Origin of the sequence: Streptomyces sp. NPDC018947 (genome assembly GCF_044390505.1) — a bacterium.
GTDB lineage: Bacteria > Actinomycetota > Actinomycetes > Streptomycetales > Streptomycetaceae > Streptomyces.
This window is the reverse complement of the sequence record NZ_JBIRZD010000005.1, coordinates 132,185-146,534: the sequence shown is the minus strand read 5'-3', so window position 1 is coordinate 146,534 and position 14,350 is coordinate 132,185. Positions and strand designations below refer to the sequence as shown.

Genomic DNA, 14,350 nt, shown 5'->3' with positions numbered 1-14,350 from the left:
GGCGGGCGGGGGCTGGGGGGGGGGGGCGGGGGCGCCCCCGCGGGGCGCGGCCGCCCCCCCCGGGTACTGCGGGGGGGGGGCCCGGTACCACGGGGGCCCCCCCCACCGTCTTCCGCGAACGCCGCGCGGCCCTTCCCCTGGCCGTCGGGCCCGGTCACGCCTTGCGGTGCCTGCCGCCGGCCGAGTCCGCCGACTCGCCCCGCTCGTCTCTTTCCCGCCGGGCCTGCTCCTCCTCGGCCTTCTCCGCCGCCTCCATCTCCGCGAACACGTCGATGGGGGGCGGGGCCTTCGCCAGGAAGACCCAGGTCAGCCAGACGGCCAGCAGGAAGGGCGGGATCTTCAGGATCACCAGGACCCAGCCGAGCTGCTCGGTGTCCGCCCACCAGTACAGGGGGAAGAGGATGGCCGACTTGGCGAGCAGGATCAGGCCCCAGGCGTAGCTCGCCTTCGCGTAGGCCTTCTTGCGGCCGGGGTTGCGGGTGCGCCAGGAGAGGTTCTCCTTGAAGACCGGGCCGAGGATCAGTCCGATCAGGGGCACTCCGGCCAGCGTGGTGACGATGTACGCGAGGGCCAGGCCCAGCGTGTAGAGCATGCCGGGCAGATAGAAGTTCTTGGCGTTGTCGGTCATCATCGCGAAGACCACGCCGAAGGCGACCCCGAAGACGCCGCTGAAGGCGTGCTTGACGGTGTCCTTCATCGCCAGCCGGACGACGACGAGCACCACCGACACGGCCAGCGCCGCGATCGCCGACATGTGCAGGTCGTTGTTGATCGTGAAGATGGTGACGAAGAGCAGCCCCGGCAGCACCGTCTCGACCATGCCCCGCACGCCGCCGAACGCCTCGAACAGCGCGGCCTCCGTCACCGCCCGGGCGTCGTCCGCTTCCGTCTCTTCGGTCGGCTTGTCGAGCGACGTCACCGGCTACTCCCGTCCGAGGGGTCTCAGTTCGTATTTCGGGTTGAAGAGCACCCGGCGGCCCCTGCTCATGGAGACCCGGCCCGATGCGATCAGCTTGCGCCCCGGTTCTATGCCCACGATGGAGCGTCTGCCCAGCCACACGACGTCCAGGGCGGCGGTGCCGTCGAACAGCTCGGCCTCCAGGGCCGGGACGCCCGCGCGCGGACGCAGCGTGACCGTGCGCAAGGTACCAGTAACCGTGACGATCTGGCGGTCCTGGCAGTCTCCGATGCGCGTACAGCCGGCGGTGTCGGCGTCCTCCCGCAGCTCCTCGGACTCCAGGTCCTCCTGCGAAGAGGAGAGCCGGTCGAACATGCGCCGGAACCGGCCCACCGGCTTGTCGGAACGGGGAGCAGCACTCATACCTGAAGCGTACCGGGGAGCACGGACAGCCATGCACCCCCCGGGACCCGGTTGCGGAACGGGCGCCTCCGGCTCACTTCTCGAAGCGGTAGCCCATGCCCGGCTCGGTGATGAAGTGCCGCGGGTGCGCGGGGTCCGCCTCCAGCTTGCGGCGGAGCTGCGCCATGTAGACGCGCAGGTAGTTCGTCTCCGTCCCGTACGACGGTCCCCACACCTCCTGGAGGAGCTGCTTCTGGCTGACCAGGCGGCCGGTGTTGCGCACCAGCACCTCCAGCAGATGCCACTCCGTGGGCGTCAGGCGTACGTCCCTGCCGTCGCGGTTCACCTTCTTCGCGGCCAGGTCCACGGTGAAGCCGCCGGTCTCCACCACCACGCCCTCCTCGCCGCCGGGGACCGGCTCGGCCCGGCGGACGGCGGCCCGCAGCCGGGCCAGCAGTTCGTCCATGCCGAAGGGCTTGGTGACGTAGTCGTCGGCGCCGGCGTCCAGCGCCTCGACCTTCTCGTCGGAGGAGTGGCGGGCGGAGAGCACCAGGATCGGCACCCGGGTCCAGCCGCGCAGCCCCTTGATCACCTCGACGCCGTCCATGTCCGGCAGGCCCAGGTCCAGCACCACCACGTCGGGGTGGCGGGCGGCGGCGGTCCTGAGGGCGGTGGCGCCGTCGTGGGCGGCGTCGACCTCGTAGTGGCGCGCCTTGAGGTTGATCACGAGGGCGCGGACGATCTGCGGCTCGTCGTCGATCACGAGCACCCTCGTCGGGGTCCGGGGCGTCTCCCCGGTCGGGCTCGGCATCAGGCGGCCTGCCTTTCTGCTGTCGCGGTGGGCGGGTGGTCGGTGTCCGGTCCCGCCGCGCGGAGGGTGAGGACCATGGTGAGACCGCCGCCGGGGGTGTCCTCGGCGTTCAGGGTGCCTCCCATCGCCTCGGCGAAGCCGCGGGCCACGGCGAGGCCGAGTCCCACGCCGGCCCCGCGCGGGGCGTCGCCGTGGCGCTGGAAGGGCTCGAAGATTCGGTCCTTGGCCTCGTCCGGCACACCCGGCCCCCGGTCGACGACGCGCACCTCGACGCGGTCGGCGAGGGCACTGCCGGCCACCAGGACGGTGCGGCCGGACGGGCTGTACTTGACGGCGTTCTCCACCAGGTTGGCCATCGCCCGCTCCAGGAGCCCGGCGTCGACGGCGACCATGGGCAGCGTCTCGGGGACGTCCAGCTCGACGCTCGCCTCGGGCACCCCGCCGAGCGCCATCGGCACCACCTCGTCGACGTCGGTCGCGCGGATCAGCGGCGTGACGGTGCCGGTCTGGAGGCGGGACATGTCGAGCAGGTTGCCGACCAGGTGGTCGAGGCGGTCGGCGCCGGCCTCGATGCCCTCCAGCAGCTCGGCCTGGTCCTCCTCGGACCAGGACACGTCGTCCGAGCGCAGACTGGTGACCGCCGCCTTGATCCCGGCCAGCGGGGTGCGCAGGTCGTGGCTGACTGCGGCGAGCAGCGCCGTGCGGATGCGGTTGCCCTCGGCGAGCGCCCGGGCCCGGTCGGCCTCCTCGCGCAGGCGGCGCCGGTCCAGGACGACGGCGGCCTGGGCGGCGAAGGCGGCGAGCACCCGGCGGTCCTCGGCGGGCAGCACACGGCCGGTCAGCGCGAGGGCCATGTGGTCCCCGACCGGGATGTCCACGTCCGCGTCCTCCGGCCGTTCCACCGGCGGGCCGAGGCCGGCCCGGCCGGCGCAGGTCCAGGGCTCCACGTCGCCCTCCCGCTCCAGCAGGGCTGCCGAGTCCATGCCGAAGGTCTCGCGGACGCGTTCCAGCAGCGTCTCCAGGCTGGTCTCGCCGCGCAGCACGTCACCGGCGAGGAAGGAGAGGATCTCCGACTCGGCGCGCAGGCGGGCGGCCTGGTGGGTGCGGCGGGCGGCGACGTCGACGACCGAGGCCACGGAGAGCGCGACGCCGACGAATATGGCGAGCGCAAGGATGTTCCTCGGGTCGGCGATGGTGATGCGGTTGACGGGCGGGGTGAAGAACCAGTTGAGCAGCAGGGAGCCGACCGCGGCCGAGGCGAGCGCCGGGTACAGCCCGCCGAGCAGGGCCGCCGCGACGGTCAGCGCCAGGTAGAGCAGGACGTCGTTGGCGAGCCCGAGGTGGACGGTGTTCAGGAGCAGCGTCAGCAGCACCGGTCCGCCGAGGCCGGCGAGCCAGCCCCACACGAGCCGGGAGCGGCCGAGGCGCGCGCCCCGGGCGACCGGGAGTCCGCGCCCCTTGGCGGCCTCCTCGTGGGTGACGATGTGCACGTCGAGGTCGGGTCCGGACTCGCGGGCGACGGTGGCGCCGACGCCGGGGCCGAAGACGTACTGCCAGCTCTTGCGGCGCGAGGAGCCGAGGACGATCTGGGTGGCGTTGACGCCGCGGGCGAAGTCGAGCAGGGCGGCGGGTATGTCGTCGCCCAGCACGTGGTGGAAGGTGCCGCCGAGGTCCTCGACCAGGGTGCGCTGCACCGCGAGTTCCTTCGGGGAGGCGGAGGTCAGCCCGTCGCTGCGGGCGATGTAGACGGCGAGCACCTCGCCGCCGGCGCCCTTCTCCGCGAGGCGCGCGGCGCGGCGTATCAGGGTCCTGCCCTCGGGGCCGCCGGTCAGGCCGACCACGATCCGCTCGCGCGAGCCCCAGATCTTCGACACCCGGTGCTCGCTGCGGTACTGCTGGAGGTACTCGTCGACCCGGTCGGCCACCCACAGCAGCGCCAGCTCGCGCAGGGCCGTCAGGTTGCCGGGGCGGAAGTAGTTGGACAGCGCCGCGTCGACCTTGTCCGGCTGGTAGATGTTGCCGTGGGCCATGCGGCGGCGCAGCGCCTGCGGGGACATGTCGACCAGTTCGATCTGGTCGGCGCGCCGCACCACCTCGTCCGGCACGGTCTCCTGCTGCCGTACTCCGGTGATCGACTCGACGACGTCGCCGAGGGACTCCAGGTGCTGGATGTTGACGGTGGAGATCACGTCGATCCCGGCGGCCAGCAGTTCCTCCACGTCCTGCCACCGCTTGGCGTTGCGGGCGCCGGGGACGTTGGTGTGGGCCAGCTCGTCCACCAGCGCCACGCGGGGGGCGCGGGCGAGGACCGCGTCCAGGTCCAGCTCGGTGAAGACCGAACCCCGGTACGTCAGCTCGCGGCGCGGCACCTGCTCCAGTCCGTGCAGCAGCACCTCGGTGCGGGCCCTGCCGTGGTGCTCGACGAAGGCCACCACGCAGTCGGTGCCCCGCTCCACGCGCCGGTGCGCCTCGGAGAGCATGGCGTACGTCTTGCCGACGCCCGGCGCCGCGCCGAGGTAGATCCGAAGCTTGCCGCGTCCCATGTCCTCATTGTCTTCCGGTGTGCTGATCGCGCAGCGTCGACCCTACGGCCGGTGAAGGGGACTGGACGGGGTGGGTACGGGGGTTCGGGTCCTCTTTGACGGAATTCTGACGCCGCGGTGTCAGTGCTCGACGATCTTCCCGTCGCGCAGTTCGAGCACCCGGTCGGCGAGGTCCAGCAGGGTGGCGTCGTGGGTGGCGACCAGGGCGGTGACCCGCTCGCTGCGGACGACGGCCCGCAGCAGTTCCATCACGGCGTGGCCGGTCTCGGCGTCGAGCTGTCCGGTGGGCTCGTCGGCGATCAGCAGTGCGGGGTTGTTGGCGAGGGCGCGGGCGATGGCGACCCGCTGCTGCTGGCCGCCGGACAGCTCGCCGGGCCGCTGGGCGGCGTGGTCGGCGAGGCCGACGAGGGAGAGCAGCAGGGCGACGCGTTCGTCGCGCTCGCGGGGCGCGGTCCGGCGCAGCCGCATCGGCACGCCGACGTTCTCGGCCGCGGTGAGGATCGGGACGAGCCCGAAGGACTGGAAGACGAAGCCGATCCGGTCGCGGCGCAGGGCGAGCAGTCCGTCCTCGTCCAGCCCGGCCAGGTCCCGGCCGTCGACGTCGACCCGTCCGGCGTCCGGTGCGTCGAGACCGCCGACGATGTTGAGGAGCGTGGTCTTGCCGGAGCCGGAGCGTCCCTTGAGGGCGACCAGTTCCCCGCGCGGCACCTCGAAGGAGACGCCGCGCAGGGCGTGCACGGCGGCGGTGCCCCGGCCGTACGACTTGTGCACGTCCTCGACGCGCACCATGGTCTCGGTGACCACCTGGTTCATGTGCCCTCCCCCGCCGTGGACCGGGCGCCAGTATCGTCGGCGGACGCCGCGGTGTTCAACCGGTGGGACCGGGGCGGCCGGCACGGGGCCGGTGTCCGCCCCGCCGCGGACATGCGGAAGGGCCGCCGCCCGGGTGCGGGGCGCGGCCCTCCTCACGCGCTCGTGGAGGAACGCGGGTGTGAAAAACGTACGGAGTCTTTACCGGACCTCGGTGATCTCCGGGCCGCGCTGGAGCTGGCCCATGCCGCCGGAGAAGCGGGAGCCCTCCTCCTGCTGGATGCCCTCGGGGACCATCTGCGCGTCGTTCGGCAGCTTGAGGACGATGGGGTCGCGGGGGGCCATCGGGCCGTCGCCGCGGACCACGACCGTGTCCCGGAAGATCTGCTCGAGCAGCCCGGCGGCCTGCGGCTGCACCGCGCCCTGCCCGGAGATCACTCCGCGCAGGAACCAGCGGGGGCCGTCCACACCGACGAACCGCACGACCTGGAAGCCGCTCGTGCCGTCCGGGAGCTGCACCGGCACCTGGGCCCGCAGCTCCCAGCCGAGCGGGCCCTCGACCTCGTCGACGATGCCTCCCTGCTGGGTGATGCCGGAGCCGATCTCCTCGCGCACCTCGCCCCAGATGCCCTCGCGCTTGGGGGCGGCGAAGGCCTGGAGCTGGATGGCGCTGTCGCGCAGCACGACCGTCGCGGCGACGATCGCGTCACCCGCGACCTCGACGCGCAGTTCCATGCCGTCGACGCCGGGCACGAACAGGCCGCCCAGGTCGACGCGGCCCTCGCCGGGCTCGCGGACCTCGGTGCTGTCCCAGGGGCCGTCGGGCCGCGGTTCGGGCTCGAGCCGCACGCGCTCGCGCTCTTCGTCCGCCTCGGTGTCGACGCTGTCGACGACCTGCTCGGCCTCGCCGGCCGCGCCCTCGGCGGCATCCCTCTTCTTGCGACGTCCGAACACGTCACTGTCCTTCCCGGTCGGATACGACCGAAGCGTATCGATTCCCACCCGTCGGGCCGCCCTCGGCGACCTGACCGCTTGTGCCGCTTGCACGGTCCGTCTCGGCGTGGCCGCCGGTGGACCCGAAGCCCCCTTCGGCCCGCGCCGAGCCGGGAAGCTCCGCGACCGGACGGAAGCGGACCCTCTCGACCTGCTGGACGACCAGTTGGGCAATGCGGTCGAAGCGCTCGAACCGCACGCTCTCGCGCGGGTCGAGATTCACCACGATCACCTTGATCTCCCCACGGTACCCGGCATCAATCGTCCCCGGGGCATTCACGAGGGCGACACCGCAGCGGGCGGCCAGACCGGAACGCGGGTGCACGAAGGCCGCGTACCCCTCGGGGAGCGCGACAGACACCCCGGTCGGCAGGACGGCCCGTTCCCCGGGTGCCAGTTCGCAGTCCACGGTGGTGCGCAGGTCGGCTCCCGCGTCGCCGGGCTGCGCGTACTCGGGGAGCGGCACGTCGGGGTCGACGCGGCGGACCAGCACGTCGAGGGGTGCGCGGCTCACGGGTTCACCTCGAAGGCACGGACGCGGCGGAGCTGGTCGGGGTCGTCCATGGCGGCGCGGATCTCCTCCTCGCGGCCGTTGTTCACGAAGTGGTCGACCTTGACCTCGACGAACAGGGCGTCGGCGCGGACGGCCACGGGCCCGTCCGGGCCGCCGATGCGGCCGGTGGCGGTGGAGTAGATCTTGCGGCCGGCCACCGCGGTCACCTCGGCCTCCAGGTACAGCGTCGTGTCCACGGGCACCGGCAGCAGGAAGTCGGTCTCCAGCCGGCCGGTCACCGCGATGGTCCGCAGCAGCCAGTTCAGCGAGCCGAGGGTCTCGTCCAGGGCGGTGGCGAGCACGCCGCCGTGCGCGAGGCCGGGGGCGCCCTGGTGGGCGGGCTGCACGGTGAACTCGGCGGTGATCGCCACACCTTCGCCGGCCCGCGCCTGCAGGTGCAGTCCGTGGGGCTGGTCGCCGCCGCAGCCGAAGCACTGGCCGTAGTGCGCGCCGAGCAGTTCGCCGGGGGCGGGCGCGTCGGGGTGCCGGACGGGTTTCCGGGCGTCGGCGGGGGGCTGAAGAGCCGGGGAAGTACCACTCACAGGCGCAGACCTTACCCGCGCGTCGGCCGATCACCGATACCGTGCCAAGCTTGCTTCATGCAGCTCTCGGTCACCCCGTACGAAGAACGTCTCACCGCGCCCCGCTCCTGGTGGCTCGTCTCCTTCCTGGTGGGCCTCTCGTTCGCCCTGATCCTGCTGCCCGTCGGCACGCTGCCGATGCTGGGCGGTCTGGCGGGCGGCACGGCCGTGGCGGCGGTGGCCGCGAGTTCGTACGGCGCGGTCCGCATCCGGGTCGTGGGCGGCTCGCTGATCGCGGGCGAGGCGAAGGTGCCGGTGGCGGCTCTGGGCGAGGCGGAGATTCTCGACGCGGAGGAGGCCCGTGCCTGGCGCACCTACAAGGCCGACACCCGCGCCTTCCTGCTGCTGCGCGCCTACATCCCGACGGCCGTGCGCGTCGAGGTCACCGACCCCGAGGACCCGACGCCGTACCTGTACCTGTCGACGCGGGAGCCCGAGCGGCTGGTCGAGGCGCTGCGGGCGGCGAAGGCCGCGGCGTAGCTAGCGCACGCGCGCGGTCAGCGCCGGTCTCTGCCGGGACGGCGCAGGATCCGCTGTCCCGGGAGGTCACCGAGGTCGAGGGCGTCCTCGGGGCGCTCCAGGGCGGGAAGCTCTTCGAGGGCGTCCCAGGGCACCTGGCGTCTGCGCAGGTCCGCACGGATGCGGTCGGCGACTTTCCTGGTGTCGCGCCGGTTCATGAGCGCCCCGACGGCCGCGCCCACCATGAACGGCATCAGGTTGGGCAGGTCGCGCACCATGCGCTTCATGATCTGCTGGCGGAGCTGGCGCTTCATGTGGCTGTTCATGGCCGTGCCGAGCGTCGCCGGCCTGGTCACCTCGACGCCGCGCTCGTCCGACCAGGCGTTCAGGTACGCGGTGCTGCGCTGGGTCAGCGTGCCGGGCGGCCGCACGCCGTAGACCTCGTGGAGTTCGGCGATCAGCTTGAGCTCTATGGCCGCGACGCCGGTGATCTCGGCGGCCAGTTCGGTGGGCATCGCGGGCGGTAGGGGAAGCATCGCCGCGGCGCCGACTCCCGCGCCGACGGTGGCGGTGGCCCGGGTGGCGCCGGCCACGAGGCGGTCGGCGATCTCCTCGGGCCCGAGGCCGGGGAACTGCCTGCGCAGCGTCGCCAGGTCCCGTACGGGCACGCGCGGAGCCAGGTCGATGACCCGGTCGGCGAGAAGTGCCACGGCGGCCTTGGCGCGGTCGCCGCCCCTGCGGACGCTCTCCCCCGCCTTCTGCCGGAACGCCGCTGCCCGGCGCCGGGCAGCGGGCGCCGGTGTGGCGACGGTCGCCGGGAGGTCGGCCCGGCCGGAATCCGCTTCGAGCGAGGCCGTCCCCACATCGGTCGGGCCTCGCTCGTCGTCACGCGCGCGCTGCGGGCCGTCGAACGGCCCTTGGTCCGCTCCCCGTCCGGGGAAGCGGCGCTTCCAGGGAGGGGTCGAGCCAGTCACGGCCGACCCCGCCTCAGTCGCAGTCGCGGCAGATCGGCTGGCCGTTCTTCTCCCGGGCCAGCTGGCTGCGGTGATGCACCAGGAAGCAGCTCATGCAGGTGAACTCGTCCTGCTGCTTCGGCAGTACACGGACGGCCAGTTCCTCGTTCGAGAGGTCGGCGCCGGGCAGTTCGAGGCCCTCTGCGGCTTCGAACTCGTCGACGTCGACGGCCGAGGCGGACTTGTCGTTCCGCCGGGCCTTCAGCTCTTCGAGGCTGTCCGAGTCGACGTCGTCGTCGGTCTTGCGTGGAGTGTCGTAATCGGTGGCCATGGTCGCTCTCCCCCTCTGGGTGTCTGCGGGTGTCTCCAGCGCACGTAACGCGTGAGAGGCCGGACTTGTGCCCGACCCGAGGCGGAGATTTTGCCTCACATCAAGGTCTGTTACTCAATCGACACCCAACCGGACTCCTCAAGAGTGATCGGCTTGGATGGCGATGGGGACCGTACACGGTCCCAATGCCGCACTTCAAAGGCGCCTCACCGTGTACTTCCCGTGATCAGGACCCCTGAAAACCAGGATTCTTCCGGCTTTCCGACAGGGTGCATGATCACGGAGAGTAGAGGCCAGGAAAGTCGCCGCTGTGATCGATCACACAGGGAAAACTCTGGACGGCGACCTGGAAATTCCGCCCAAAGCGAACATCCCCGGTCCCCGGCGGGATGCCGGGGACATGATCTCAGACGGGGAGCGTGACACGCATCACGAGCCCTCCGCCCTCGCGCGGCTGCGCGTAGATGTGGCCGCCGTGCGCCCGGGCCACCGACCGCACGATGGACAGGCCGAGGCCGACGCCCTTGTCGCTGCCCGTGCGCTCGGTGCGCAGCCGCCGGAACGGCTCGAAGAGGTTGTCGATCTCGTACGCCGGCACGATCGGGCCCGTGTTGGTGACCACCAGCACCGCCTGGCCGTTCTCGACCGTCGTGGTGACCTCCACCCAGCCGTCCTGCGGCACGTTGTAGCGCACGGCGTTCTGGACCAGGTTCAGGGCGATCCGCTCCAGCAGGACGCCGTTGCCCTGGACGACCGCCGGCCGGCGCTCGCCCTTGATCAGTACGCGCTTCTCCTCCGCCTCGGCGTGCACCTGGTCGATGGCCTGTCCCGCGACCTCCGCGAGGTCCACGGGCTTGCGCTCGACGATCTGGTTGTCGCTGCGGGCGAGCAGCAGCAGGCCCTCGACGAGCTGTTCGCTGCGCTCGTTGGTGGCCAGCAGTGTCTTGCCGAGCTGCTGGAGCTCCACCGGGGCGTCGGGATCGGACAGGTGCACCTCGAGCAGCGTGCGGTTGATCGCCAGCGGGGTGCGCAGCTCGTGGGAGGCGTTGCCGACGAAGCGCTGCTGGGCCGTGAAGGCCCGTTGGAGCCGCTCCAGCATGTCGTCGAAGGTGTCCGCCAGCTCCTTGAGCTCGTCGTCCGGGCCGTCCAGCTCGATGCGCCGGGAGAGGTCGGACCCGGCCACGGCGCGGGCCGTGCGGGTGATCCGGCCCAGCGGCGACAGGACGCGGCCCGCCATCGCGTAGCCGAACGCGAAGGCGATCACGGCGAGGCCGAGCAGGGCCAGCAGCGAGCGGCTGAGCAGGGTGTCCAGGGCGACCTGGCGCTGGTGGTCGACGCACTCGCTGATCGCCGCGTTGAACGTGGACAGCGAGAGGTTGCTCGCGTTGTTCACCACCGGGCACTTGTCGCTGGCGACCTTGATGTCGGTACCGCCGACGATCTTGAACAGGGGTTCGTTGCCCGTGTTCAGCGCCTGTGCCGCGAGCAGGTAGATGATCGACAGGAGCAGGATGCCCGCGATCAGGAACATGCCGCCGTACAGCAGCGTGAGCCTTATGCGGATGGTGGGGCGCAGCCACGGCAGGGGTGTCGCCGGGCGCGGGTCCCAGGTGGGCTTCGGGGGTGCCCCGGGGGGCGCGGGTGTCGTCGCCACGGTCGATCAGATCCGGTAGCCGGAGCCGGGCACGGTGACGATGACGGGCGGCTCGCCCAGCTTGCGTCGCAACGTCATCACCGTCACGCGCACGACGTTGGTGAACGGGTCGGTGTTCTCGTCCCAGGCCTTCTCCAGGAGCTGCTCCGCGGAGACCACGGCGCCCTCGCTGCGCATGAGCACCTCCAGCACGGCGAACTCCTTGGGCGCGAGCTGTACCTCCTTGCCGTCGCGGAAGACCTCGCGGCGGTTGGGGTCGAGCTTGATCCCGGCGCGCTCCAGGACGGGCGGCAGGGGGACGCTGGTGCGCCGGCCCAGGGCGCGCACGCGCGCGATGAGCTCGCTGAACGCGAAGGGCTTGGGGAGGTAGTCGTCCGCGCCGATCTCCAGGCCCTCGACCCGGTCGCTGACGTCGCCGGAGGCCGTGAGCATCAGCACGCGGGTGGGCATGCCGAGTTCGACGATCTTGCGGCAGACGTCGTCGCCGTGCACGAGCGGGAGGTCGCGGTCGAGGACGATCACGTCGTAGTCGTTCACGCCGATGCGTTCCAGGGCGGCCGCACCGTCGTACACGACGTCGACGGCCATGGCCTCCCGGCGCAGTCCGGTGGCCACCGCATCGGCGAGCAGCTGCTCGTCCTCGACGACGAGTACGCGCACGTCGCTTGTCCTTCCTGTGTCCGCCCGCGCGGCGCCGATCGGGCGCACGAGGGCAGGGGGCTCGTGGGTGTGTTGACCTCCATCCTGCCCTTTTCGGCCATAAGTCGGCTGTAAGGCGGGTGAGGGGGCCCTGACCGGCCGCGGGAGCGACGCCGGCCCGCGGCGGCGGCCCGGGGGCGGCCTGCCGGAAAAAGGCCACCGGTGCGGGAATGGGGGATTTTCTCGTGCGGTTGAGGTTTCCGCGGGAGGGAGCCGGGGGAGGACGGCTTTACACCTCGCGATCACGCTCTGCCCTGTGCCGCATGCCACGCGGTGCGTCGCGGTCCGCTTCCGCAGAGCGGGCGTGGTGGTGTCCGGCACCGTCGCCGCCCGGCGCGGTCGCGCCGGGCGCTCCACCGGACGTGATCGTCCCTTCCAGACGGCACACCCCCGTGCCACAGACCCACGACCCAGGACGAGGGGGCGCAGCATGGACGCTTTCACCGCAGGACTTCTGCAGCGCATAAAGACGACCGAGTCCGACCTGTCCCGGGCCCGCGACGAGGGCGACGACTTCCTCGTCGAGGTGGAGCTCGGCGAGCTCGACGACCTGCGCCGTCTCGCTGCCGAGCACGGTGTGGAGGTCGGGGCGACCGGCGTCTGAACGGCCCGTGAACGAACGGGGCCCCGGCGGGATCCACCGCCGGGGCCCCGTTCGTGTCGGGCCGTGCGGAAGGCGTCGCGCGACGCCTTCCGCTCAGACGCCGAAGTCCACCAGGAGCCGCTGGAGCGGCTCGAAGACCTCGGGGGTGGCGGCGATCGTCAGATCGCGCGACGGGCGCTCCCCGGGGCGTCCACCGGTCACCGCGCCCGCCTCCCGGGCGATCAGGTCCCCCGCGGCGAGGTCCCAGGGGTGCAGTCCCCGTTCGTAGTAGCCGTCGAGGCGGCCCGCGGCCACGTCGCACAGGTCGATCGCGGCCGAACCGCCGCGCCGGATGTCGCGCACCAGCGGGATCAGCCGCCGCGCGATCTCGGCCTGCTGGGCACGGACCTCGGCGACGTAGTTGAAGCCGGTGGAGACCAGCGCCTGGTCGAGCGGAGCCGCCGGGCGGCGGGTGAGCCGCCGTTCGCCGTCCCAGGCACCCGTGGCCCAGGCCCCGCCGCCGCGCACCGCCCAGTACGTCTCGCCCCGCATCGGGGCCGCGACCACCCCGGCGACGCGCTCGCCGTCCTGCTCGGCGGCGATGGAGACCGCCCAGGTGGGCAGCCCGTACAGGTAGTTGACCGTGCCGTCGAGCGGGTCGATCACCCAGCGGACACCGCTGGTGCCCTCCGTGGCGGCGCCCTCCTCGCCGAGGAAGCCGTCCTGCGGGCGGAGGTCGGAGATCATGCCGGTGATCAGCTTCTCCGCGGCGATGTCCATCTCCGTCACCACGTCGATCGGGCTCGACTTGGTGGCGGCGACCTCGAGGTCGGCGGGGCGGCCGTCGCGCAGCAGGTCACCCGCGCGACGGGCGGCCTGCCGGGCGGTCTTCAGCAGCTCCTCGTGCAGGGGGTCGGTCGTACTCACGTCGCTCACGGCTTCCTCACGCGTAGGGGCTGTCGGCGCCCGCGGCGGCGGGCCGCGGGGCGCGGGCGGGGCAGCAGCCGACGGGGCACAGGTCGTGGCTCGCGCCCAGGGCGCCCAGGGCGCACGGCGTGACCTCCTGGCCGCGCTCGGCCGAGGCCCGCTCCAGCACGAGGTCGCGGATCGCGGCGGCGAACCGGGGGTCGGCGCCGACCGTGGCCGAGCGGCGCACGGGCAGCCCCAGCTCCGCGGCCTTCGCCGTGGCCTCCGTGTCGAGGTCGTAGAGGACCTCCATGTGGTCGGAGACGAAGCCGATGGGGGCCATCACCACGGCGGGCGCGCCGGCCGCGTGCCGCTCCTCGAGGTGGTCGCAGATGTCGGGCTCCAGCCAGGGGACGTGCGGGGCGCCGGACCGCGACTGGTAGACGAGCTGCCACGGGTGGTCGACGCCGGTGCGCTCGCGGACGGCGTCGGCGATCAGCTTCGCCACGTCCAGGTGCTGGCGGACGTACGCCCCGCCGTCGCCGTGCCCCCCTTCCGGGCCGGAGGTGTCGGCCGCGGAGGTGGGGATCGAGTGGGTCGAGAACGCGATGTGCGCGCCGTCCCGGACCTCCTCGGGGAGGTCGGCGAGCGAGCGGACGACCCCGTCGATCATGGGCTCGACGAAGCCGGGGTGGTTGAAGTAGTGCCGCAGCTTGTCGATCTTCGGCAGTTCGAGGCCCTCTGCCTCCAGGGCGGCGAGCGCGTCCGCGAGGTTCTCGCGGTACTGCCGGCAGCCCGAGTACGAGGCGTAGGCGCTCGTGGCGAGGACGAGGACGCGGCGCCGGCCGTCGCGCACCATCTCGCGCAGGGTGTCCGTGAGGTACGGCGCCCAGTTGCGGTTGCCCCAGTAGACCGGCAGGTCCAGGCCGTGGTCGGCGAAGTCCTTGCGGAGCGCGTCGAGCAGCGCGCGGTTCTGGTCGTTGATGGGGCTGACCCCGCCGAACAGGAAGTAGTGCTGGCCGACTTCCTTGAGGCGTTCCTTGGGGATGCCGCGCCCGCGGGTCACGTTCTCCAGGAACGGGACCACCTCGTCCGGGCCCTCAGGGCCGCCGAACGAGAGCAGGAGCAGGGCGTCGTAGGGGCTGGCATCGAGCACGTCAGGCATGTCCCGATC

Annotated in this window: 16 protein-coding genes; 2 read left to right on the top strand and 14 right to left on the bottom strand. The window is 72.4% G+C overall.

Annotated elements, in window-relative coordinates:
• Positions 1 to 154: 154 nt before the first annotated feature.
• The 8 genes from ACH499_RS12560 to ACH499_RS12525 form a co-directional block, all read right to left on the bottom strand.
• Positions 155 to 919 (bottom strand): DUF3159 domain-containing protein, encoded by a 765-nt coding sequence (locus ACH499_RS12560; protein ID WP_399015324.1) that lies wholly within the window; start codon positions 917 to 919, stop codon positions 155 to 157.
• Between the two features lie 3 nt (positions 920 to 922).
• Complete coding sequence (locus tag ACH499_RS12555; protein ID WP_356203320.1) at positions 923 to 1,321, bottom strand: OB-fold nucleic acid binding domain-containing protein; 399 nt, start codon at positions 1,319 to 1,321, stop codon at positions 923 to 925.
• A 73-nt stretch (positions 1,322 to 1,394) separates the two neighbouring features.
• The gene (locus tag ACH499_RS12550) at positions 1,395 to 2,111 is read right to left on the bottom strand and encodes a response regulator (protein WP_356203318.1); all 717 of its coding nucleotides are present in this window, start codon (positions 2,109 to 2,111) and stop codon (positions 1,395 to 1,397) included.
• Positions 2,111 to 4,654 (bottom strand): sensor histidine kinase KdpD, encoded by a 2,544-nt coding sequence (locus ACH499_RS12545; RefSeq protein WP_356203317.1) that lies wholly within the window; start codon positions 4,652 to 4,654, stop codon positions 2,111 to 2,113. Before ACH499_RS12545 ends, ACH499_RS12550 begins: the two co-directional genes overlap by 1 nt.
• Positions 4,655 to 4,774: 120 nt before the next feature.
• Entirely contained in the window at positions 4,775 to 5,467 is a 693-nt protein-coding gene (locus ACH499_RS12540; RefSeq protein ID WP_399015320.1) for an ABC transporter ATP-binding protein, read from the bottom strand.
• A gap of 198 nt (positions 5,468 to 5,665) precedes the next feature.
• Positions 5,666 to 6,418, bottom strand: coding sequence for a DUF3710 domain-containing protein (locus tag ACH499_RS12535; RefSeq protein ID WP_356203314.1), 753 nt, complete (start codon positions 6,416 to 6,418; stop codon positions 5,666 to 5,668).
• Between the two features lies 1 nt (position 6,419).
• Complete coding sequence (gene dut / locus ACH499_RS12530) at positions 6,420 to 6,971, bottom strand: dUTP diphosphatase (protein ID WP_356203312.1); 552 nt, start codon at positions 6,969 to 6,971, stop codon at positions 6,420 to 6,422.
• Positions 6,968 to 7,552 (bottom strand): PaaI family thioesterase, encoded by a 585-nt coding sequence (locus tag ACH499_RS12525; RefSeq protein WP_356203311.1) that lies wholly within the window; start codon positions 7,550 to 7,552, stop codon positions 6,968 to 6,970. The genes dut and ACH499_RS12525 overlap by 4 nt, the downstream gene beginning before the upstream one ends.
• A gap of 57 nt (positions 7,553 to 7,609) precedes the next feature.
• Here ACH499_RS12525 and ACH499_RS12520 point away from each other — a divergent pair, with 57 nt between their 5' ends.
• Positions 7,610 to 8,071, top strand: a complete 462-nt coding sequence (locus ACH499_RS12520) for a DUF3093 domain-containing protein (protein WP_356203310.1) — start codon at positions 7,610 to 7,612, stop codon at positions 8,069 to 8,071.
• 17 nt (positions 8,072 to 8,088) lie between these two features.
• Here the strand turns inward: ACH499_RS12520 and ACH499_RS12515 are convergent, their stop codons facing one another.
• The 4 genes from ACH499_RS12515 to ACH499_RS12500 all read right to left on the bottom strand — a co-directional run bounded on the left by ACH499_RS12515 (position 8,089) and on the right by ACH499_RS12500 (position 11,648).
• Positions 8,089 to 9,024: a hypothetical protein gene (locus ACH499_RS12515; protein WP_399015316.1), complete on the bottom strand. Its 936-nt coding sequence runs from the start codon at positions 9,022 to 9,024 to the stop codon at positions 8,089 to 8,091.
• A gap of 13 nt (positions 9,025 to 9,037) precedes the next feature.
• Positions 9,038 to 9,334: a DUF4193 domain-containing protein gene (locus ACH499_RS12510; RefSeq protein ID WP_003993510.1), complete on the bottom strand. Its 297-nt coding sequence runs from the start codon at positions 9,332 to 9,334 to the stop codon at positions 9,038 to 9,040.
• Between the two features lie 406 nt (positions 9,335 to 9,740).
• Positions 9,741 to 10,988: a HAMP domain-containing sensor histidine kinase gene (locus tag ACH499_RS12505; protein WP_356203306.1), complete on the bottom strand. Its 1,248-nt coding sequence runs from the start codon at positions 10,986 to 10,988 to the stop codon at positions 9,741 to 9,743.
• Between the two features lie 6 nt (positions 10,989 to 10,994).
• Entirely contained in the window at positions 10,995 to 11,648 is a 654-nt protein-coding gene (locus tag ACH499_RS12500; RefSeq protein ID WP_356203304.1) for a response regulator transcription factor, read from the bottom strand.
• 469 nt (positions 11,649 to 12,117) lie between these two features.
• On the opposite strand from ACH499_RS12500, the gene ACH499_RS12495 reads away from it, so the two are divergent.
• Positions 12,118 to 12,291 carry a hypothetical protein gene (locus tag ACH499_RS12495; RefSeq protein WP_189868815.1) on the top strand — a complete coding sequence of 58 codons (174 nt, stop codon included), beginning with the start codon at positions 12,118 to 12,120 and terminating at the stop codon, positions 12,289 to 12,291.
• Positions 12,292 to 12,384: 93 nt separating this feature from the next.
• On the opposite strand, the gene ACH499_RS12490 is transcribed toward ACH499_RS12495, so the two are convergent.
• Together ACH499_RS12490 and ACH499_RS12485 are read right to left on the bottom strand one after the other, a co-directional pair.
• Positions 12,385 to 13,206: an inositol monophosphatase family protein gene (locus ACH499_RS12490; protein WP_399015313.1), complete on the bottom strand. Its 822-nt coding sequence runs from the start codon at positions 13,204 to 13,206 to the stop codon at positions 12,385 to 12,387.
• Positions 13,207 to 13,213: 7 nt separating this feature from the next.
• The gene (locus tag ACH499_RS12485; protein ID WP_399015311.1) at positions 13,214 to 14,341 is read right to left on the bottom strand and encodes a ferrochelatase; all 1,128 of its coding nucleotides are present in this window, start codon (positions 14,339 to 14,341) and stop codon (positions 13,214 to 13,216) included.
• Positions 14,342 to 14,350 lie beyond the last annotated feature (9 nt).